The sequence below is a fragment of the Leptothoe sp. ISB3NOV94-8A genome, assembly GCF_043421595.1.
GTDB lineage: Bacteria > Cyanobacteriota > Cyanobacteriia > Phormidesmidales > Phormidesmidaceae > Leptothoe > Leptothoe turfae.
The window spans coordinates 1335228-1355243 of the sequence record NZ_JAXSQW010000001.1; the positions used below are offsets into that span (position 1 = coordinate 1335228).

21 protein-coding genes are annotated in these 20016 nt (G+C 45.2%); 10 read left to right on the top strand and 11 right to left on the bottom strand.

Annotated elements, in window-relative coordinates; genetic code table 11:
* Positions 1-73: 73 nt before the first annotated feature.
* The 5 genes from SPB21_RS05830 to SPB21_RS05850 all read right to left on the bottom strand — a co-directional run bounded on the left by SPB21_RS05830 (position 74) and on the right by SPB21_RS05850 (position 5994).
* On the bottom strand, positions 74-1369 hold the full coding sequence (locus SPB21_RS05830; RefSeq protein ID WP_499865933.1) for a S8 family peptidase: 1296 nt from the start codon (positions 1367-1369) through the stop codon (positions 74-76).
* A 95-nt stretch (positions 1370-1464) separates the two neighbouring features.
* Positions 1465-2502, bottom strand: a complete 1038-nt coding sequence (locus SPB21_RS05835; RefSeq protein WP_499865934.1) for a hypothetical protein — start codon at positions 2500-2502, stop codon at positions 1465-1467.
* A gap of 683 nt (positions 2503-3185) precedes the next feature.
* Positions 3186-4247 carry a histidinol-phosphate transaminase gene (gene hisC / locus SPB21_RS05840; RefSeq protein ID WP_163664366.1) on the bottom strand — a complete coding sequence of 354 codons (1062 nt, stop codon included), beginning with the start codon at positions 4245-4247 and terminating at the stop codon, positions 3186-3188.
* Between the two features lie 138 nt (positions 4248-4385).
* The gene (locus SPB21_RS05845) at positions 4386-4934 is read right to left on the bottom strand and encodes a hypothetical protein (protein ID WP_499865936.1); all 549 of its coding nucleotides are present in this window, start codon (positions 4932-4934) and stop codon (positions 4386-4388) included.
* 70 nt (positions 4935-5004) lie between these two features.
* The gene (locus SPB21_RS05850) at positions 5005-5994 is read right to left on the bottom strand and encodes an NAD(P)/FAD-dependent oxidoreductase (protein WP_163701904.1); all 990 of its coding nucleotides are present in this window, start codon (positions 5992-5994) and stop codon (positions 5005-5007) included.
* 318 nt (positions 5995-6312) lie between these two features.
* Between SPB21_RS05850 and SPB21_RS05855 the strand changes: the two genes are divergently transcribed.
* From SPB21_RS05855 to SPB21_RS05865, 3 genes are read left to right on the top strand one after another with little or no spacing between them, the layout of a single operon-like run.
* A complete protein-coding gene (locus SPB21_RS05855) occupies positions 6313-6702 on the top strand; it encodes a 2TM domain-containing protein (RefSeq protein ID WP_499865937.1) in 390 nt (129 codons plus the stop codon).
* A gap of 20 nt (positions 6703-6722) precedes the next feature.
* Positions 6723-7343, top strand: coding sequence for a GNAT family N-acetyltransferase (locus SPB21_RS05860; RefSeq protein WP_499865939.1), 621 nt, complete (start codon positions 6723-6725; stop codon positions 7341-7343).
* Positions 7344-7384: 41 nt separating this feature from the next.
* Entirely contained in the window at positions 7385-8116 is a 732-nt protein-coding gene (locus SPB21_RS05865; RefSeq protein WP_499865940.1) for a DUF2927 domain-containing protein, read from the top strand.
* Positions 8117-8131: 15 nt separating this feature from the next.
* Here the strand turns inward: SPB21_RS05865 and SPB21_RS05870 are convergent, their stop codons facing one another.
* Entirely contained in the window at positions 8132-8503 is a 372-nt protein-coding gene (locus SPB21_RS05870) for a DUF7980 family protein (protein ID WP_163664355.1), read from the bottom strand.
* Between the two features lie 216 nt (positions 8504-8719).
* Here SPB21_RS05870 and SPB21_RS05875 point away from each other — a divergent pair, with 216 nt between their 5' ends.
* Complete coding sequence (locus SPB21_RS05875; RefSeq protein WP_163664353.1) at positions 8720-9304, top strand: DJ-1/PfpI family protein; 585 nt, start codon at positions 8720-8722, stop codon at positions 9302-9304.
* Positions 9305-9580: 276 nt separating this feature from the next.
* Here SPB21_RS05875 and SPB21_RS05880 read toward each other — a convergent pair whose 3' ends face one another.
* Complete coding sequence (locus tag SPB21_RS05880; RefSeq protein WP_163664351.1) at positions 9581-10138, bottom strand: TerD family protein; 558 nt, start codon at positions 10136-10138, stop codon at positions 9581-9583.
* A gap of 151 nt (positions 10139-10289) precedes the next feature.
* Between SPB21_RS05880 and SPB21_RS05885 the strand changes: the two genes are divergently transcribed.
* From SPB21_RS05885 to yddG, 4 genes are all read left to right on the top strand, one after another.
* Positions 10290-10814: a MarR family winged helix-turn-helix transcriptional regulator gene (locus tag SPB21_RS05885; RefSeq protein WP_499865942.1), complete on the top strand. Its 525-nt coding sequence runs from the start codon at positions 10290-10292 to the stop codon at positions 10812-10814.
* Positions 10811-11692 (top strand): DMT family transporter, encoded by an 882-nt coding sequence (locus SPB21_RS05890; protein WP_163664346.1) that lies wholly within the window; start codon positions 10811-10813, stop codon positions 11690-11692. The genes SPB21_RS05885 and SPB21_RS05890 overlap by 4 nt, the downstream gene beginning before the upstream one ends.
* Before the next feature lie 36 nt (positions 11693-11728).
* A complete protein-coding gene (locus tag SPB21_RS05895) occupies positions 11729-12484 on the top strand; it encodes an AraC family transcriptional regulator (RefSeq protein WP_499865943.1) in 756 nt (251 codons plus the stop codon).
* 68 nt (positions 12485-12552) lie between these two features.
* On the top strand, positions 12553-13452 hold the full coding sequence (gene yddG / locus SPB21_RS05900; RefSeq protein ID WP_499865944.1) for an aromatic amino acid exporter YddG: 900 nt from the start codon (positions 12553-12555) through the stop codon (positions 13450-13452).
* Between the two features lie 119 nt (positions 13453-13571).
* On the opposite strand, the gene SPB21_RS05905 is transcribed toward yddG, so the two are convergent.
* The 3 genes from SPB21_RS05905 to SPB21_RS05915 all read right to left on the bottom strand — a co-directional run bounded on the left by SPB21_RS05905 (position 13572) and on the right by SPB21_RS05915 (position 17362).
* Positions 13572-14132 carry a redoxin family protein gene (locus SPB21_RS05905; RefSeq protein WP_163664342.1) on the bottom strand — a complete coding sequence of 187 codons (561 nt, stop codon included), beginning with the start codon at positions 14130-14132 and terminating at the stop codon, positions 13572-13574.
* A gap of 199 nt (positions 14133-14331) precedes the next feature.
* Positions 14332-16569, bottom strand: a complete 2238-nt coding sequence (gene katG, locus SPB21_RS05910; protein WP_499865946.1) for a catalase/peroxidase HPI — start codon at positions 16567-16569, stop codon at positions 14332-14334.
* Positions 16570-17065: 496 nt separating this feature from the next.
* Positions 17066-17362, bottom strand: coding sequence for a helix-turn-helix domain-containing protein (locus SPB21_RS05915; protein ID WP_163703062.1), 297 nt, complete (start codon positions 17360-17362; stop codon positions 17066-17068).
* A gap of 291 nt (positions 17363-17653) precedes the next feature.
* On the opposite strand from SPB21_RS05915, the gene SPB21_RS05920 reads away from it, so the two are divergent.
* A complete protein-coding gene (locus SPB21_RS05920; RefSeq protein WP_499865947.1) occupies positions 17654-18379 on the top strand; it encodes a Uma2 family endonuclease in 726 nt (241 codons plus the stop codon).
* 364 nt (positions 18380-18743) lie between these two features.
* Positions 18744-19406, top strand: a complete 663-nt coding sequence (locus tag SPB21_RS05925; RefSeq protein ID WP_163664339.1) for a hypothetical protein — start codon at positions 18744-18746, stop codon at positions 19404-19406.
* 263 nt (positions 19407-19669) lie between these two features.
* On the opposite strand, the gene SPB21_RS05930 is transcribed toward SPB21_RS05925, so the two are convergent.
* Positions 19670-19978, bottom strand: coding sequence for a hypothetical protein (locus SPB21_RS05930; protein WP_499865948.1), 309 nt, complete (start codon positions 19976-19978; stop codon positions 19670-19672).
* Between the last annotated feature and the right edge of the window lie 38 nt (positions 19979-20016).

Sequence of the window (20016 nt, forward strand, 5' to 3'; positions counted from 1 at the left end):
TCAAAGTCAACTGGAGATAAAATAATCATGTTCACCTAAGACTGTATGCCTCCCCGTGAGCAACCTTTTATTATCAGGCAAGCTTGTAGTCCAATAGTCGCAGGGCATCTAATAAGTTAAGCTTGCCAAAGCCTGCCTTGGGATGTTTAAACCGTTTATCCAGTTTGTCGGCGGTATGCTTGAGCAAATATTTCACTTGCCGATCAGATAAGTTAGTCTTGTATTTTTGTCGAGCATAGGACTTGAGCAAGGCGATCGCTCCGGCAACAAAGGGTGAAGCATGGGATGTTCCCGTGGAAAAACCATAGTCATTACCGATGTAAGTGCTATAAATATCTGTGCCAGGAGCGGCAAAATCAACCTGTTTGCCATAGGTGGAAAACGACGTGATTTCCCCTGACTCATCCAAGGCTCCCACCGCAATCACATGGGGGAGTGCCCCTGGATAATAAAGGTGTTCCTGGCCATCATTGCCAGACGCGGCAACAATTGAAACGCCTTTACGGCGAGCATAGTTCACTACTTCTTCATGGGGTAGCCCACCGTCTGTGTGCTCAATGCCAAGACTCATATTGATCACATTTGCACCGTGGTCAATGGCCCACTTAATGCCTGAATTGATGTTATCCACCAAACCTGCGCCGACCTTTTTAGAGCCACGTTTCATCGCTCCCAACACCCGCACAGGCAAAATCTTGCACTTGGGCACCACTCCTAACGGCATTTTTAAGCCCTGGCCAGCAATGATTCCAGCGACATGGGTGCCATGACCCACCTCGTCTTCCGGGTCCTCATCATAGTCCAAATAGTCTCCGAGAAACTTTCCAGATCCATCGAGAATATCGACAAAGTCATAGCCGGGAAGCAACACCTCTTTTAACTCGGGATGATCGAGATCGATGCCGGTATCTAACACCGCCACTGTAATTTTGGAATCGCCCTGGCTGTAGTCATGGGCCTCTGGTAGATAGATGGCCCGGCGCGATCGCATATCTGTATCAAAACTCAATCCCTTAGCAATCACCGGCAGCTCGGCTGTCGCCACCTTACCGGAGTTGACAGCTTCGACGTTAGGAATAACCGTAATATCCTGAATTAATGCGGCGGGAATTTCTGTATTCTGCTGCAAAATCAGACGATATGTGCGATCAAATTTGCTCTCTTGTTCATGTTGGTCCCAACCATTAGGTTTAGCAGACCTATACTCCCGCGTCACCTGAAACGAATGACCATATTTCTTCGCCACCTGATCCACAGCTGGCGTGAGCTGAGTAGGAGCCTTTGCTTTATGCTGGGCAACATCCTCCCAATAAGGAATCTGACCAGGGGCAACGTCTTTTGTTAAGGTGACTAGGATATGGGGTTTCATAAAAAATCAATCATCGGTGCCAGCAGCGTTTTTTATACCGCTCAGTTAATCATCAGATGACAATATGTTATCGAGCTCAAAATGGTACTCTGTGGTTAGCTCACCTCCACTACAGTCCACTTAACTGCAATCTCACCAGAATGCTTCTCAAACGTCCAATCAATATCTCCATCTTGCCCATCCTCATGTTTTGTAGCATGCGAAAGATCGCCATTGGCCACGAAAAGAATTGTTTCTCCTGGGTCTAACGACCAACTTCTTTGATCGTTAAGGGGGACTAAATCATCTCCGTCTAACCCAGAATCACCAGTCTCCACTTTTATTGTTTCTCCTCGTCCCACCAGTACGCAGCCAGCGGGTGCCCCAGGTAGAAGGTATGTAGCGGCTGCCTCTGTATACATAGCGGTATAACCGATATATTCAATTAACTGACCGGTTGGGAAAATTTGCCATGTTCCCTCAGCCACAAAATAAAATGTTAATGTGCGATCAAAGTTATTGGTAAATAGACGTCTCGAGGTAGCTTTGACTGTAAATTCACCTCGAGTAGGTTCCTCCTGATCAACCTCAAGGAACCACCAAACGGTTATACTATCGCTGTTCGAAGAATACAAATTGGTAGCGAGATTGACATTCCCCGGCACCTCATAGCCTTCACGATAGAAATTACAGACTAAGTAGATGTTTTCTCCAGGATCTAGTCCTTTTGTTATCTGTGTTCCAACCTTTTTATATGTATTGTCATCCCAGCTTTCTCGCCTAAAGAGGATTGCACCTAAAGGACGATAAGAGTCAACAGTTGCTACATTGGCCCACTCTTCACTGCCTTGGGAATCAAGTTCCAATATTTCTGATTCTGCTTGATCTATCGGGCGTGGACGCTCAATAAACCATCGTCCATTGACATCAGGGATAAAGGTTATCCTGGCGCTGAGGTCCGTGGGATTAGTAAATAATGTACCTTGGTTGTCACTAGCTACAACTGTTAACTGGCCATGGTGGAGAAAAGAAGATAGTAAAACTGGTGTTGAAGTCGATGTTGTTGATCCATTCACCTCATCAACTAAATCGGTCAACCCAAACATTTGGCTAACAGCCACCCAGTTTTCTACTGAGAGTGATGTTTCAACCATATTCTCTAAAATAGAAACCAACAAAAGCTGGCACCATGGTGCTTAAAACCAAGGCTAAACAGGAGAGTTTAACGATCACCTCACCGAGATCGCCAGCTTAGATCGCGCTCAGACAGAAGTCTCAGACCAAAATTTCTCTGATCCTTGTCAGGGACCGCCTATAGAATTCTATAGAGCGCTAATTCTCTGTAAAGCTGTAATAGCTCGCTAGAACAACTTTATCTTCAACAAATGTAAGCCAGGGAATAACGCCTAAACAAAGCATTGTGAAAAATGATCATATGTCCTCCTGGGTCATACCCTCTGTCTCCAACCAGACCAGAAGAAGGAATACAGTAGCCCTATGGCAAGCATACTACAGTTAGAGCAGAAGTTTACACGCGGGACTCTTCATGTCAGTGCCCGCTACACACCGCTATCAAATAGATTCGTACTACTTGATTTAGAAAAAGCGAAACGACTTTTCGCAAAATCACTAACTTAAGTTATTAGATTAATCATATGCGAGAACAGAAATTACCGACGGACCTTTCTGAACATGTTATCTTTTTTCAGTAAATGAGACATTACTTAATCAAATATCTGGTTTAAGCACATATCAGATAGTATGCAAGCCAATTTCGGCGCAACGTTACACCGAAATTGGTTGACCTTTCCCTATATTTAACTCAATAGAGAAATTTTTATGGGTTGTTTTGAATCAAGCTAGCTAATGCTTCTATGAGTGTTTTGTTTTCTTCCTCAGTCCCGATGGAGATGCGTAGTTTATCCTCCAAGCCAGGTTGCTTAAAATAACGGACAAGAATTCCTTGCTCTTTTAGAGCTAGATACAGCGACTCTGCAGGGTGGCTGTTGGGTGTGGCCAGGATAAAATTGCCATGGGATTCAGGGACTGAAAATCCTAAACGCTTTAAATCGATGGATAGCTTAGACCGGGAGGCTTTAATTTGACTGGCACGGGCATTTTTATAATTTTGATCACGGATGGCGGCTGCGCCTAAGGTGATTGCGATCGCATCCACGTTATAGCTATCCTTCACCTTCAACAGCCCTGCTAATAACGTCGGATTGGCAATGCCAAAACCCACCCGCAACCCAGCCAGAGCATAGCCTTTGGACAGTGTTCGTAAGACAATAACATTCTCAAATTCCTGCACCAATGGTAGGGCCGAGAATTCAGCAAAATCCACGTAGGCTTCATCAATCACAACCACACCTGACACATTTTGAGCCAGAGCCCGTAAATCATCCAAGGACACCATGTGACCGGAGGGGCTATTGGGAGAGGCAACAAATGTGAGTGCACCGTTTGCTGCAATTAGCGCCTCGATAGGTAACTGAAAATTCTGAGGATAGGGAATCTCAACGATATCGGCGGTTTGTATTGCAGACAGTGTCTTGTAAAGCACATAGGTGGGTATGGGATAGACAACTTTACGATTATCCCCTTCAGCACAGGCCCGTACCAAAAGATTCAAAATGTCGTCACTGCCATTACCCACAATCACCCAATCCGCAGGTATCTGAAATACCTCGCTAATTGCCTGACGAAACTCTCTGGCAGATGGCTCAGGATAGCGTCTGAGCTGATCAAGATTGATATTTTTTAACGCTACTGCCACCTGAGGTGAAGGAGGATAAGGATTCTCATTGGTGTTGAGTTTGATTACCCTGGTACCTGGTGCCGGCTGTTCACCAGGTACATACCCCGTCATCGCATCAATGGCAGAACGAAAATAACCCATGGCAGCTCTAGCAACATGATCATAAACCTATTCATTGTAGGTCATCGTTGTGATGCTCTGATATTTGTCGCGTTAAATCTTCGGTGACCCCTCCTGCAACTGGGTTACGCCTTTGGGACCCGACTATCCTTTTCTAGGTTAACGAACGCTCAGCTCAATCAGACAAGCATTAAGAACATTTTGGCTCACCTGATCCAGCGTGCTAAGACGATGGGCATCTCTGAGTTCTAGTTCATAGGGGGCTAGACCAGTCGCCTCTGGATGCCCCGCTATGGTAGGCTGTAGCTGGGTCAAAATGCTGTAGGGATAAACCTCTGTGGTACCAGGAGGAGACACCCACAAATCCAGACTCTCTCCATGAACAGTTCCTGTAAAACAGCTATATTCTGATAGTGGCTGATAGAATCCACCGACTACTTGATTCTCTTCTAGCTGTAACACCATATATTCAACAGTTGCAGATTCAGAGCTGTCAGCAAGGCTATCGGATGACGTTGGCTGTAGGTCACTACTAAAGAGATAAGTTCCGTTGCGTACGTCAGGCGATCTCAGATCTAAGGCGATCTCTTCAGGTACAGCATCTACCAAGTTAGTAGACGGTTGAGCGACGGCAACGGGGGCAAATGAAGATACCAGACTAGTAAGGGCTATGGCATGGAGGATACGTTCAATAGTAATAGGGAGCATGATTCTGAAAAGACATAGAGATGGTAAAAGAGATTTTTGTTGTTGCCGATCCTCAGCAACAACAAATTTATTAGGCGGCAATTGCTTTCCCAGCACGTCGGCTACCTTCTACCCGGCGAATGTCTCGCCAAATTTGGGTAGCTGCCTTTGCGCCATCAGAGGCGGCCACAATCACCTGATTCATACCGACTTTAAGGTCACCAATGGCAAAGATACGTGGGTGAGATGTGCGCAACATATCATCCGTAATCAGGTTGCCGCCTTTATAGTCCAGATCAATACCGTTTAAGTAATCGCTGTGGTAGCGAGAGCCCATGGAAACTAGCCCAGCTTGCAGCTGAACCTTGGAGCCATTTTCTAGCTCCACACCAGTCATCTGATGGTTTTCACCGAGGAATTGCTTAATGGGCGTTTCAACTAATTCAAAGCCTTGGTCAGCTAGAGACTTTTTACGTTCTGGACTGACCTCAAACTGTCCATTGGTCAATAGAACAATATCGCGAGTAAACCAGCTTAACGGTTCGGCAACCCCCAGGCTGGCTTCGCTGGCACCAAAAATACCCACACGCTGATCAACAACTTCATAGCCATCACAAATCAGGCACACATGCAGATTGTAGCCAGCATAATCAAAGACATTTTGCATATTTTCAAGCTGGGGCAGATGATCAATTACACCGCTGGCAGCAACTAAATAGCGGGTCTTAAAGCTGTGATAGACACTGTTGCTACGTCCAATTTTGACACGCACAATAAAATAGTCGCCTGCGTCGGTCACGTCTTCTACAAAAGCATTCAGCCAGTCGCCATTCAGAGAAAGATAATGCTCTTTCCCTTGCTTAAGCAGTTCCCGTCCTGGCGTATCCGGAGGCAGACCCAGGTAGTTGTGTAATTCCTGCATCCACAATGAGCGAGCTTTGCCCTTATCAATAATCAGGGTATTGAGAAGATAGCGTTGCAGATAGATCCCTGCAGAGAGACCACCGGCTCCGCCTCCTACAACAACTGCATCGTAAATATGATCATTTTGTTCTTGGAGATTTCGTTTATTAAGTTTCATAGTCAAGGATCTCCTTTACGCAACTGCATAGGTAGACAGGTCTGTACTTATAAGCCAAAAACAGCTGACAAGAATAGCCGTCTAAGGTCGCTCACAACTTCAATTATATAGACAGGTCTGTATATTGGCTTGAATTCTCAGGAACTTCTAAGGCATTGGCGGCTTACAGCGCCCTGAAAGCTTGGTGTAAGGAGCTTTAGCGTATTTATCTAATGGCCCCAAGGCAGGCGAAAAAACCATGTTGACAGTGTCAATATGATTGGCTATCTTTAAGTTGACAGCGTAAATATTGAATGATGTTTGTAGGGAGGTTTAGTAATGGCAGAAAGTTACTCAGCTGAGCAGGTGCGGCAAATTTTGGTGGCGGCCATGGGACAGCGGCAGGAAGATGGATTTTCGCGATCGCAACTCATAGAAATGGCTACTGACCTAGGCATCTCCCCAGAGGTTCTCCAGCAGGCAGAGCAAACTTTGCAACAGGTACCCGTGCCCAAGCAGTCCGTCTCTATGCAAGCTTCAAAGCGCCAGAAATTCCAACAGAGTCTGAAAACCTATGCGGTTGTCAATGCCTTTTTACTTGCCCTAAACGTCACCCTCAGCGGCACAATTACCTGGGCTATCTATCCCCTCTTAGGTTGGGGTCTAGGTCTGCTGTTGCCAGAAGACTTCTTGCCCTGCACCAAGACTCAATCATGGGGAAAGGTCTAAACCAAGCTTGGTAGTGAATTATGATTAAACAATCAGAGAATACCTTAACCACTGCTCAACAAGAAACGGCTGCTGACGTTTTAGGCGCAGCCTTTGCCCAAGACATCTTTATGGCCTATCTATTTCCCGATGCTGCAACACGGGAGAGAAATCTGGCACAGCTTTTTCTACCCATTATCCGTTCTGCTATGCTTTACGGTAACGTTCAATTTGCTCCAGAACATGGCGTACTTGCCTGGCTACCAGGGCATGTCCTTCCCTTGAATCTATTTCAGCTACTCCGGAGCGGATTGATTTGGACGCCGTTGAACATGGGTTTTGATGCATTTAATCGTTTACAAGCCCATGATGGCTTTTGTGAACATGTGCTTTTGTCCAAAGCACCAAAGGAGTTTGCCTACCTATGGCTCGTGGGTGTGCATCCGCAGGCCAAGGGGCAGGGGCTGGGCAAACGGATGCTCCAATCAGCACTGAGGGACATGTATAGTAGCGGTTACTCAACCTGTCTACTGAGAACGGATAACGAGAAAAATGTTCCCCTTTACCAGCACCTTGGCTTTGAAGTTATTCACACTGATATAGCCCCCAAAAGTGGCCTCCAATATTGGTTGCTATCGCAGATTACGTCGCCGGCTGATTAGGCTAAGATCCGGCTAGTTAATCCCATGCCACCTAGCAATTGATGATCCGTTTTTTGGTCGGCACTACTCTAATGCTTGTCAGCCTTAGTAGTTGTCTTAAGCCCCATGGTGAAAATTCTTCAATATCCACTGCAGATGGCTCTGATGCTGAGATCACGAATATGTCAGTGGAGCAAACGAACGAGATTCTAGACTATTTCTATGAGGTTGCTCTGAGTTCAGAATTTGGTGAATCCACAGGCCGAGTTATCAAATGGGAGACGGATATAAAAATATTTATTTCTGGGCAATACTCTACATATTTAGATGTAGAGTTAACCAAAATTATCGACGAGCTTAACCAGCTAAGTGAGTCAATTCAGCTGACACGAACAGCCTCTAAAGAAGAGTCTAATTATTTAATTCATTTTGGCAGTGCAGCAGAGTATTCAGATATAGAGCCGAACGCTAAACCCTATGTGGATGATAACTGGGGACTGCTTTGGGTTTATTGGGATGCTAATGGTGAAATATACCAGGGCTCAATGTATGTTGATGTACTGAGGGCTACCGATGAAAATGCTCAGAAACATATATTACGAGAAGAGCTTACTCAGTCTTTAGGATTGTTAAATGACTCATATAAATATCCAGAGAGTATTTTTTACCAAAAGTGGACGGAAACCACAGAATATTCAGCGATTGATCAGCAGATAATCAAGATTTTATACAGCGATAAAGTAAAAGCCAACATGACCAAACAGGACTTCAATACAGTCTTTAAATCTCTATGAAAATGTTCTTGGAGATTAGAGCTGTAGGTCCGTTATAAAGTCAGGAATATCCCATACGTGGAAGTAAACTAAGGCAGAAACAATGATTGTATAGAGGGTGGCACTGCCCAAGCCAATTAAGGTATCTCGGATAATGTTCCGTTTATCGTCGGGCAGAAATATATCGATTGCTCCCAACTGCATCATAATCATCCCCAGCACATTGGAGAGCCAGTAGCCAATTATTGTGCCTGGGAGAAACCAATGGGAATTTAGCCAACTCACCCCATAACCAAAAGCCAGAGCGATGGGCAGGTTAAAAAATAGATCATTCCACCATGAGAGGGGAGACAACATATACCCAATGCTTACCAGTGCGCCACCGCGCAGGTTTTTAAATAGAGTCAAGGGGGCAGCCGTTAGATTTAAATGATTAAATTCAAATTCTAGTGTAACTTGTGACCGTGTACTAGGGTAGCTAGAAGTGTGTTTGAGCTATCGATAGCATGCATGTAAGTGATTTATATTATTTTTAGGTCTTGTAATGCAACGTCATTAAACTAGAAGCTCCCCGATCACTCCATGGTAGAAGAGGAAAGCAGTTATCAATTCTAGGATGTCATTATGAACATAGGGATTTACATCTATGACCAGGCAGAGGTTCTAGATTTTTCTGGTCCTTTTGAAGTATTCTGCACGGCCTCTAGAATTTGTCCTGGCAGCACACCTTTCACGACATTTTTAGTGAGCCAAACGGGGGAAATTGTTACTGCTCGGGGTGGCTATAAAGTGCTTCCTGAGTATGGATTTCATAATCATCCTCCAATTGATGTGCCAATTATTGTTGGAGGTGTGCATACCGAAGAAATGCTCAAGCCTCCGGTCATTAGCTGGATTGCTCAGCAATCCAAAACCGCTAAACTAACAGCATCTGTTTGTACTGGAGCTTTCCTACTCGCTACAGCTCAGGTGATTACTACAGAGTCTGTGACAACCCACTGGGAAGATATCGCCGATCTGCGCCAACAGTATCCTAATCTTGATGTGCAAGAAGATATCCGCTGGATTGATACTGGCAAGGTTGTGACGTCAGCTGGTATCTCGGCAGGTATTGATATGAGCTTATATTTAGTGAGTAAATTTTGTGGGCAAGCCTTGGCTCAAAAAACAGCCAAACAAATGGATTTTGACTGGACAAAGCCTGAATGATACTAAGCGGTCAGAACGCTTTTGGAAGGCTTTTGAGACGGATGGATAGCTAGGGTACAATCAAATCCAATAGGCACACACCATGCATACATATCAAACCAGGAACTGTCAACAGAGACCCTAGGGTCAGAAATGCACTCCCTGATTAAAATTAACTTTACTGAGACGCTACAAGAATGCAGTCGCTGGGAGCGTTCAGGTCAGTTTTTTGAAAAAAGAGAATGCAGGCATAACTAAGCTGATAGGGACTCCCTGCCTGGTCTTAGACACAAAAGTTTAGGCTGGCAGATACCCATAAAGCAGTTCATTGAGATTATTTAATGGACTGGCCTCAAGACAAGAAGCTAGTTGCCATTGAGTCTCTATACGTTCCAATGTGGCAATAAACAGTGTCGTAATACCTTGCCACTGAGGGTTAGACAATGCGGAACGGAGTAAAACCTGCTGATTAGCATTATCCAAGATGCGCCAAAATGCATTCTCAGTTTGGCTAAAGTCCTGTTGTTGCTCTTCCCCACAGTCAATATTGACAACAAACAATAACTTTGTAATCTCAGCAGGCACAACCTGTAGACGAATTAAAAGCTGTTCGTCATCGCCCTCGCCTGCTCCCGTAATATTGTCATTGAGTAATTGAATAGCGCCAGATGGGTGATGCGGATGTCCTGCATAGATGACGCCTTCTTTTCCAGCGGCCAGTTTACCGTCAGCAGTGAGGGCTAAGACTGCCATATCTAAATCTAGTTCTGCTTCAGCTTGAGCATCCCAACCGAGACCACAGCGGAGCTGAGAGACATACTTGGGTAGACGTTGAGGTGCAGAATCGGAGATCATAATGCGAGTAATGCAGACGCTAACTAAACAGTATTAAACATCAAGGGCAGTTTAGGGTAGCCATGGCAAACCATGGGAACCAATTTCATTTTTCAAAAATATATGCATAATGCATACATATAAAATAAATATAGGCTGATGAATGTGCTCTATGGATAATGAAAGAACCCTAAACCTTCTAGGTGCGTTGGCTCTCAGCCTTGGTGATGCCTTAAATGCAGTGGTTAAAGTCAACGCTGGATATGGCGGTGAAGCCCCTGCTGCCTTGGTAACATTGGGTGCTAACCCTGGTCTTTCGATCAATACCCTCAGTCAAATTCTCAGTCTTTCCCATCCAGGTACCGTGCGCTTGATCGATCGTTTGGCTTCCCAAGCGTTAGTGGAACGTCGACCTGGGACAGATGGTCGCACCCTTGCCCTATTTCTTACGGAGGCAGGGCAAGGTCGACGGCGAGCAATTTTAACCGAGCGTCGACAACAGTTGAACCTGGCTGTAGAGCCTCTGAGTCTGGATGAACGCCAACAGCTAACAAAGTTGCTGGAAAAGATGCTGACAGCGATGACTACTGGCGAGCTACGAAGTTTTGCAATTTGTCGTCTTTGTGAAGAAGACGTGTGTCCAGCTGATAGTTGCCCTGTGGAACAAAAATATTGCCAGTTGCTGAACAACCCATGAACAATATTATTATTGCCCTCAGCTATGCCTTTTGCTGGGGAGTCGGGGTAACCCTGACAAAAATTGCCCTTTCAGAAATTTCAGCAACCACACTGCTGATTATTCAATTACTGTCCAGTGTTCTTTTTCTTTTTACGGTCTGTTATCTGACAGAGCATCAGGTTCCCTTGTCCTGGCAACAACTTAAGCAAGGTGTGGCCGGTATCTTTGAACCGGCTTTGGCCTATATGGTTGGTATTTTTGGTGTCAAGATGACAACTGCCAGCAATGCCACATTAATTGGTTCAACTGAGGTGATTCTAACCATTTTGTTAGCAGCCGTTTTCTTAGGTGAAAAACTGACATTAGGAAAAATACTCTTGGCTAGCATTAGTTTTGGCGGCGTGTCTTTACTGATATTGAAAGATGTTCAAAGTATTGACCATGCGTCTCTCAGGGGCGATTTACTCGTACTCCTGGGCACACTTTTTGCAGTATTTTATGCTCTTTTAAGTAAGCGACAGATCCAAACAGCAAATCCTTTACAGCTCACCACATCGCAGCAGACCATCGGTTTGATGACAACGGTGCTATGTTTTGGGGCGTTATCTCTGCTTAATCCCAGCTATGGGATCAGTGCAGCCAATATTTCACCACAGTTTTGGTTGCTAGCAATTGGTTCAGGAATTATGCAATATGCCTTAGCATTTTTGCTATACCTCACTGCATTGCGGCATGTGCCTGCTAGCCATGCGGCATTTTATCTTGCTTTAATTCCTGTTTTTGGTGTAGCCAGTGCCATTGTGATGATTGGCGAGCAACCGAGCTTAGCCCAAGGAATTGGTGGGTTGCTAGTTGTCGCATCGTCCTATTGGGCTAACAAGCTGCAAGTGACCTAAGCGAGATAGTATTGTAAGTGTGGGGTTCCTAAGGCTATGTCCATGCTACAGACAATTATTGGTGAAAAGCGAACCTATGCTGCAAAGGGCTGTACCCATGATCATCCCTTTGCTCAGTTAATTGTGCCGCTTACCGGTAGCCTGTTTATCAAAACCCAGGTACATCAATTTGAGCTGGATGAGTCGTCTGTCTTTTTTGTACCTTCTGGATGTTCACACTATTTCTATGCCCAAGATACAAACGAGTTTCTAGTGCTCGATATTCCTGCTCATCTTGTGGCAGATCTGGCCAGACATGAAATATCCCAGGGTATTCGAGCTGATTTTGAAGAGCGGTGGCATGCTCTTCGTTTACTCTTGTTAGCTGAAATTGATAAACAGGGTGAATTAGGGGAGAACTCGTCTCCAGCTGGCTCGTTATTGCATCTGTTGCACTATATCAGTAGCTTGCTGGCTCAATCGTTCGGCTCTCGTTCCCTGAATTATATTCACCAACACTACCATTGTCATCTGGATGTGGCTTACTTAGCCCAGATTGAGGGGTATAGCTTTTCCTATTACAGCGAATGGTTTAAGGCAAAAACGGGAAAATCTCCTAAGGTGTATATTCAAGACCTACGGCTTAAAAAAGCAAAGAATCTACTCCTGCATACTGATTTACCAATCTATCAAATTGCGCAACAGGTCGGTTTTGAGCAGGCGTCATCCCTCACGCGTTTGTTTCAACAGCTAGAAGGTGTCTCACCAAAGCGTTATCGCACCGGATCCGAAATCCAGCTAACTTATTCCTGAAATCTGGATAAGTTAGCCATTGGCTACGCTTCTATGATGGGCAGCGTAACCATTAGGGAGTTGCTGCGGTGCAATCGAGTGTGAGTCGAAAAAAAACTACCACTATTGGGTTTACAGCTATTTTAATGTGGGCCACTCTGGCCTTATTGACCAAACTTAGTGGGCCGATCCCGCCGTTTCAACTGACGGCAATGTCATTTACGGTTGCCTTTTTCATTGGGGTTGCCACCTGGATACGAGATGGAGGCAATCCGCTGGATCATCTAAAACTGCCCAAAGCAGTGTGGGCTCTGGGTATTGCCGGGCTGTTTGGCTATCACTTTTTCTACTTTATGGCATTGCAAAATGCGCCTGCTGTTGAAGCAAGTTTGATTGCCTATTTGTGGCCATTGTTGATTGTGTTTTTTTCAGCACTATTACCGGGGGAGCGGCTGAAATGGTTTCATGTGGGAGGTGCGATCGCAGGTTTCATCGGTGCTGGTTTGTTAATCACCAAAGGGCAATCCTTAAGCTTTGACCCTCGCTATACTACAGGCTATTTGGCCGCACTTATCTGCGCGTTGACCTGGTCAAGCTATTCGTTATTGTCACGGCGGTTTGGCAATATTCCCACCAATGCCGTGGGCGGCTTTTGTGGGGCGACGGCAATTTTGGCCTGGCTCTGTCATTTTATGTTTGAGCCAACCATCTTACCCACAGGCTGGCAGTGGATTGCGATTCTATGTTTGGGATTGGGTCCCGTCGGTCTGGCCTTTTTCACCTGGGACTACGGTGTTAAACATGGTGATATTAAGGTGTTAGGCGCGCTTTCTTACACAGCTCCTTTGTTATCGACCATTCTATTGATCGTCTGCGGGTTGGCTGAAGCAACCTGGTCGATCTGGCTAGCCTGTCTACTAATTGTAGGTGGCGCATTTTTGGCCATTATGGATTTCTTTAAACCAGCAAACGATTTTCAATCGCATTGAATCGACCCTACCCTACTCCCTAACCCCTGCTGTCTATTCCTTGACACCACCAGGATATATTCATTCCAACCAAGAACTGCATGATGTCATGCGATGTCATTACCTGTATTCACCCTTTTTTAGTCAGAAAGCATCGTCCGCCACATTTGCATCAGTACAGCTGTTTGCTCAGGCGTTTCAGCCTCTGGGTTAATGTAGTTCAACATTGTTTCAGCATTAGAAATCACCGGAATTGTTTCAATCGGGGCCCGTTCAATGAATATTTTTTCAATCACACTGTCTCTCACTAGCATGGAATAACGCCAAGAGCGGTAACCCATTCCTTGACTGGAAAGATTTACCATCATCCTCATCTCGCGAGTAAAGTCGCCATTTACGTCGGGGATAAAGCTGACCTGATCGGCTCCCTCTTGTTCAGCCCAGGTTGCCAGTGAAAACGGATCATTGACCGAAATGCAAAAGATCTCATCCACACCGTTTCTACGAAATACCTTGGAGTATTCGTTGTAGCCTAATAGCTGAATAGAAGCATAGGGATAGATAAAGGCTCCTGACACCGCAAACGCCACTACGATTTTATTATTAAAGAGATCTGCCGTCGAAGTCTTGTACCATCCCCCGTCAGCAAACATCCAAAAGGCAACTTGGGGAACACGCTGGCCCCTATGATTAAATACCACTTTACTAACTCCTTACTTGCAGGCAACAGTGGAGTCAGTTATCCCCTCCTGACCTACGAGATTGTTGAGTAGAGACACTACCCTGAGACCAACAGCAAATACATCCATCTGCGTTCAAGATTTCTAAAGGTTTATATAGCCTCACCCGAGCATCGGGTGAGGCTACGCTCAGCCCCCCTTGAAGGCCTATTTACTGAGACTAATCGAGAAGATCAAAGCGATCGAGGTTCATCACTTTATTCCAGGCTGCCACAAAGTCTTGCACAAATTGTTGTTGTGAATCTTCACAGCCGTAAACTTCAGCAAGTGCACGCAGCTGAGAGTTTGAACCAAAGATCAAGTCGATACGGGTACCGGTCCACTTAAGTTCGCCCGTTTTGCGATCGCGCCCTTCAAATACATCTTCCGCTTCAGAGGTTGCCTTCCACGTTGTATCAAGATCGAGCAGATTTACGAAGAAATCATTGGTCAATGTCCCTGGCCGGTTAGTAAACACACCGTGTTGGGTCTGGCCAACGTTTGCATTCAAAACACGCATGCCACCAATAAGAACCGTCATCTCAGGCGCACTCAGCGTCAGTAACTGAGCCCGATCCACCAGCAGTTTCTCTACAGGTATGGTGTACTTGCCTTTAACGTAGTTGCGAAACCCGTCCGCCATGGGTTCAAGGACAGCAAATGATTCCACATCAGTTTGCGCCTCTGATGCATCGGTGCGCCCAGGGGTGAAGGGAACCTTAACATCGTACCAACCAGCATTTTTCGCCGCTTGCTCAACAGCTGCACATCCACCCAGAACAATCACGTCAGCCAGCGAAACTCTTTTCCCACCAGCCTGAGACGTGTTGAAGGTGCTTTGGATGGCCTCCAGCGTCTGTAGCACAGTGGCTAATTGTCCCGGCTGATTCACGTCCCAATCCTTTTGCGGTGCAAGACGAATGCGGGCTCCATTCGCTCCGCCACGCATATCAGATCCCCGGAATGTGGAGGCCGATGCCCAGGCCGTTGAAATCAATTCAGAGGTGGAGAGACTAGAACCAAGAATCTGTTCCTTAAGGACTGCAATATCCTGCCCATCAATCAGTTCATGGGTGACTGCCGGAACCGGATCTTGCCAGATCAGCTCTTCTGCAGGAACCTCAGGGCCGAGGTAACGTACGCGGGGACCCATATCGCGGTGTGTCAGCTTAAACCATGCACGGGCAAACGCATCAGCAAACTGGTCTGGGTGCTCAAGGAAACGTCGTGAAATCGCCCCATAAATGGGGTCCATTCTCATGGCCATGTCCGCTGTGGTCATGATGGGAGCATGACGCTTCGATGGATCGTGGGCATCGGGTACCGCATCGTCAGCAACACCTCCTTTGGGAACCCACTGGTGGGCACCGGCAGGACTTTTTGTTAGCTCCCACTCATAACCAAATAGGTTTTCAAAGTAGTTGTTATCCCATTTCACTGGGTTGGTGGTCCATGCCCCTTCAATGCCGCTGGTGATCGCATGAACACCGACACCGCTACCAAAGCTGTTCTTCCAACCTAGACCCTGCTCTTCAATGCGAGCCGCCTCGGGTTCAGGACCCACCAATGCGGCGTCGCCAGCACCGTGGCATTTACCAAAGGTGTGCCCACCGGCAACGAGGGCAACAGTCTCTTCGTCATTCATCGCCATCCGACCAAAGGTCTCGCGAATGTCTTGGCCTGAAGCGATTGGGTCAGGACGGCCATTGGGACCTTCTGGATTCACATAGATAAGACCCATTTGAACCGCACCCAGCGGATTTTCAAGTTCGCGGTCACCGGTGTAGCGCTTGTCGCCAAGCCATTCAGACTCAGAGCCCCAATAAATGTCTTCCTCAGGCTCCCAAATATCTTCACGTCCACCGGCAAAGCCAAAGGTTTTGAACCCCATTGACTCCAGGGCACAGTTACCAGCGAGGATCATCAGATCGGCCCAGGAGATTTTCCTGCCATATTTCTGCTTGATGGGCCAAAGCAACCGGCGAGCCTTATCAAGGTTGCCATTATCAGGCCAGCTGTTAACGGGAGCAAACCGTTGGTTGCCGGTGCCACCGCCACCACGTCCGTCGCTGATGCGGTAGGTACCAGCACTGTGCCAGGACATCCGGATAAAGAATGGTCCATAGTGACCGTAGTCTGCTGGCCACCAATCCTGAGATGTTCTCATCAGATCGAAAATATCTCTCTTAACGGCATTTAAATCAAGACTTTTAAACGCTTCAGCGTAGTTAAAGACCTCACCCATGGGATTCGACTGGGGAGAATGCTGGTGGAGAATCTTCAGGTTCAACTGATTTGGCCACCAATCTTGGTTAGAGGTTCCAGTGCCAGCGGTAAACTTCTGGGTCGCACCAGTAAATGGGCATCCTCCTTTACTGCTACTTGGCTGACTGGTCATGCTACTGCTTAAGTCGGTCATAGTGTCTCCTAAAGAGTGTGTAGTGAAAACTTCTTTACGCCGCGTCAATATGCTCCAATAGGCACGAAAAAAATTAATCAAGTTGTTTGTCGCTGGCATGGCTAACAACATATTTAATCCAATAATAATCCCTGAATATGAAAAATAGCTGAATTTTAAAAACTTTAATTTTATAGTTTTTTTCCTATAAAAATAGGTGTTTAACAGGAGTTTTTACATGGAATAAATAAGTATAAATCCTTGAGATGAAATCAACCAATTAAATAGCTAGACCTCTATAAATTCTTTTGCCAGAAAGGCATTTTAGAATTAAAGCCCATCAAAAATAAGGTTTTCAGAGATATATTTCTCCCTAAAAATATAATCACAGGTTATTTAACCAATCCACTTAGATTTTTAGGATTAAAAATCTATTAATCTTAATTTTTTTTTTTTTAAGAGCATGCAAAAATAAACTAATTTACAGACACTCTTTTTGTATTTATCTGAAATATATTTAGTCGATCTCGCGTGGATGGATTTGAAATTCAACCACCCACCCTAATCGATAAAAAAGCTGAATCAATTTATCGATTGTGAATCGAGTAAAGTGACCATTAAATAGATGTGATACTTCAGGTTGCTGAATAGCCAGCAATGTTGCGAGTTCTCGCTGCTTCAACCTTTTTTTGATTAGAATTTGACGTAACTGATGCCCTAACTCTGCACGAGGATCTAAGGCAACGTTGTTATGTCCTTCTCGTGCCAACCTAGACCTATCTTCCGGAATGGAGCCATCATTCTCATCTCTCATTGTGATCTCTTATCCAATGCCTGAACAACCTAATGTTTGCTGGAAGACTCGCAATCAGACTCAAAGCGGCTTATACCAAGTCAAGATTAGTCTAATTATTGCTGAATCTAGTCTTATTTAAGAATAATTCCAGTCTAAGAATAAAACAATAAGTATGATTGCTTATCGCTTTCTGTGTAGGTTTGCAGTTCTGAGCTGCTTTCTGCAATCAATTGTGAGGCGTTAGCTCTGCTGCTAGGCGCAATGTGACCCACGCCTCTGACTGTTGGGAGGTTATCTGCTGGGAAGCAGATGGTGTTTGCAGCAGATAATGGCCAACTTACGGAGCGATTCATTAGTACTAATGAATCGTGTTATCCTAAAGTCACTGCCGTCGCTAGCGTGCATATGGTTGCTACGATCGCCATTCATAAAATTTGCTTAGAACCGGGGAGTCGGATCATAATTCCCGACATTAGCTGGCATAAATTTGAATCAATTTTGCAGGAGCTGGGTGAGTCTCGCAATAGCCGTATTGCTTATAGTCAGAATACGTTAGAAATTATGGTTCCTTTGCCTGATCATGGGCGTAGCAAGATTTTAATATCTGACATTGTTAAAATTTTGTTGCGTCGTCAAAGTTGTGATTGGGAATCTCTTGGTTCAACAACATTTCGAGGTAAGCTTAAAACTGCAGGTGTAGAACCGGATGACTGTTTTTATATTGCAAACTACGAAGCTGTTATTGGCAAAAGTCGTCTTAATTTAGCGGTTGACCCACCTCCAGATCTGGCAATTGAGTCAGATTATACGTCTAAGACTAGATTGGATGCCTACATAGCTGTGAAAGTTCCTGAGCTTTGGATTTATGATCGGGGACTCAAAATTTATGTGATAGGCGGTGAGGATTATCTTGTTGTTGAGAATAGCCCTACATTTCCTGGATTACCTATCAAGGTGATGGTTGATCGGGTGATTCAGCAGGCACAGCAGGTAGGCAGTAGTCGAGCATTACGAGCTTTTGAAGAAACTCTTTAGGGGTTGTCTAAAACTGAGTGGTCGAGAAATTTTTCGGCTGGTTTAGCAGTTAAGGGCAGCTTGGATAGTGCCATAGTAAATGCTGGATAACTCTCAAAAGTGCTGGGTAAGAGCCTACCTACTTTCCTGGAGTTATACAGCAAAATTTCGGTATAAGTTCTGTAAATAGGGATGTTATTACGCAAATCTGCTGGATAAAATGCGGAAGCATGGATCTTATCCAGCAAGTCTGAGTTGAATTACAAGTTATACGGGCTTAATACTTGGTGATGTAGTACTACAGGCTTACTTCGCTTACTTCTCTCTTTTTATGTTTTCAAAATATTGAAAGCTTAGAAGTCGTTTTTATTTACTGAAACAGCTGATGGAAATTGCAAAGCTTCTTCTCGAATATATCAAAGTTCTTGCATGGCCATCCGTCATTCTGACAATTGTCTTGATGTTTCGTAAACAAATCGAAAGCCTTATTAAACGATTAGAAAAAGCTGATTTGCCTGGAGGTGTATCAATAAGCCTGCGTGCCGAGATCCTCGAAGCGAAAAAATTGTCTGAGCAAGTAATTGCGGAACCACTATCCCCACAGGCAAAAGGAGTACAAAATTTACCTCTAACAGAAGCTAATTTAAGGATGATAAAGTTAGGGTTGCAGCCTTCGCCAAGTGGCCTTAACGTCAACTATTATCGTGATCTTGTCGAGGATGATCCAAACCTTGCGCTTGCCGGATTACGTTTGGAAGTTGATGTATTGGCTAAAAATCTTGCTACAGGCTTTGGCATTGATGTTACCCCAAAAGATTCGGGAGGACGCTTGATCAAGAAATTGCACGACGCTGGTTCAATAACCTTGCAACAAGCACAATTGATCCAAAAGATATTAAAGTTAGCTAATGCTGGCATTGACGGAACATCTGTTAGCTATCGTGAAGCCAGTCAGATTATTAACATTGCCGGTGTTCTAGTTAACCAGTATATTGCATGGTTAAGTTGGGGATTTGACGATGGGTGGCAGCCAAGACAGAAAAGATAGTTAAGCAACCTCCATAACGCTACGCAGAAACCCATAGATCTCAAGTTCTATGACTTTGCTGATGTTCGGATAGCCCTTACCCCAACTCTCTCTCCCTGGGAGAGAGAGTCAGATTCAAAGTCTTTCTCCCCTCGGGAGAAGAATTTAGGATGAGGGCAAAAAGCTGGGCATTAATAAATTCTGATTCCTTAAGCAGGAATTCTGTTTCGCTCCATATCAGTCGATAATGGACCACCTTAAGACGCGCCGTGGAGGTCAGCTATCTAACCCTCAAAATTTCCCTCTGGGTTGATGCCAGTGCCGACAATGGTTAAACCATCATCAGAAATTCCAGTCGCTGCGCCCAATTTCCAACCCGTTAAATCAAGGCCAAATTCATCTGTAAAGACAGCCTGTAAGCTACGCATCCCATTGACGGCATCCCAAATAAACGCCCCCGCATCGATCGCAGACTTAGCAAAGTTACCACCGAACTGATAAAGACCCAATATTGCTGCCTCATGGTTATGTTCCCAAAGCTGAATAGTGATGAAAATGACCTTCACCGGATATCTCAATAAAGCGGTTGTCATCGTCGAGATTGACAAGACATGTTCACCAAGCAACGGTA

Excerpts from the sequence above, each read along its gene's own strand:
- SPB21_RS05865 (WP_499865940.1), top strand. The coding sequence starts at position 7,385 with ATGATCCGTTTTTTGGTCGGCACTACTCTAATGCTTGTCAGCCTTAGT.
- SPB21_RS05855 (WP_499865937.1), top strand. The coding sequence starts at position 6,313 with ATGGCAGAAAGTTACTCAGCTGAGCAGGTGCGGCAAATTTTGGTGGCG.
- SPB21_RS05850 (WP_163701904.1), bottom strand. The coding sequence starts at position 5,994 with ATGAAACTTAATAAACGAAATCTCCAAGAACAAAATGATCATATTTAC.
- hisC (WP_163664366.1), bottom strand. The coding sequence starts at position 4,247 with ATGGGTTATTTTCGTTCTGCCATTGATGCGATGACGGGGTATGTACCT.
- SPB21_RS05860 (WP_499865939.1), top strand. The coding sequence starts at position 6,723 with ATGATTAAACAATCAGAGAATACCTTAACCACTGCTCAACAAGAAACG.
- SPB21_RS05835 (WP_499865934.1), bottom strand. The coding sequence starts at position 2,502 with ATGGTTGAAACATCACTCTCAGTAGAAAACTGGGTGGCTGTTAGCCAA.
- SPB21_RS05895 (WP_499865943.1), top strand. The coding sequence starts at position 11,729 with ATGTCCATGCTACAGACAATTATTGGTGAAAAGCGAACCTATGCTGCA.
- SPB21_RS05880 (WP_163664351.1), bottom strand. The coding sequence starts at position 10,138 with ATGATCTCCGATTCTGCACCTCAACGTCTACCCAAGTATGTCTCTCAG.
- SPB21_RS05830 (WP_499865933.1), bottom strand. The coding sequence starts at position 1,369 with ATGAAACCCCATATCCTAGTCACCTTAACAAAAGACGTTGCCCCTGGT.
- SPB21_RS05885 (WP_499865942.1), top strand. The coding sequence starts at position 10,290 with ATGGATAATGAAAGAACCCTAAACCTTCTAGGTGCGTTGGCTCTCAGC.
- SPB21_RS05875 (WP_163664353.1), top strand. The coding sequence starts at position 8,720 with ATGAACATAGGGATTTACATCTATGACCAGGCAGAGGTTCTAGATTTT.
- SPB21_RS05925 (WP_163664339.1), top strand. The coding sequence starts at position 18,744 with ATGGAAATTGCAAAGCTTCTTCTCGAATATATCAAAGTTCTTGCATGG.
- SPB21_RS05930 (WP_499865948.1), bottom strand. The coding sequence starts at position 19,978 with ATGACAACCGCTTTATTGAGATATCCGGTGAAGGTCATTTTCATCACT.
- SPB21_RS05845 (WP_499865936.1), bottom strand. The coding sequence starts at position 4,934 with ATGCTCCCTATTACTATTGAACGTATCCTCCATGCCATAGCCCTTACT.
- katG (WP_499865946.1), bottom strand. The coding sequence starts at position 16,569 with ATGACCGACTTAAGCAGTAGCATGACCAGTCAGCCAAGTAGCAGTAAA.
- SPB21_RS05920 (WP_499865947.1), top strand. The coding sequence starts at position 17,654 with ATGGTGTTTGCAGCAGATAATGGCCAACTTACGGAGCGATTCATTAGT.
- SPB21_RS05890 (WP_163664346.1), top strand. The coding sequence starts at position 10,811 with ATGAACAATATTATTATTGCCCTCAGCTATGCCTTTTGCTGGGGAGTC.
- SPB21_RS05915 (WP_163703062.1), bottom strand. The coding sequence starts at position 17,362 with ATGAGAGATGAGAATGATGGCTCCATTCCGGAAGATAGGTCTAGGTTG.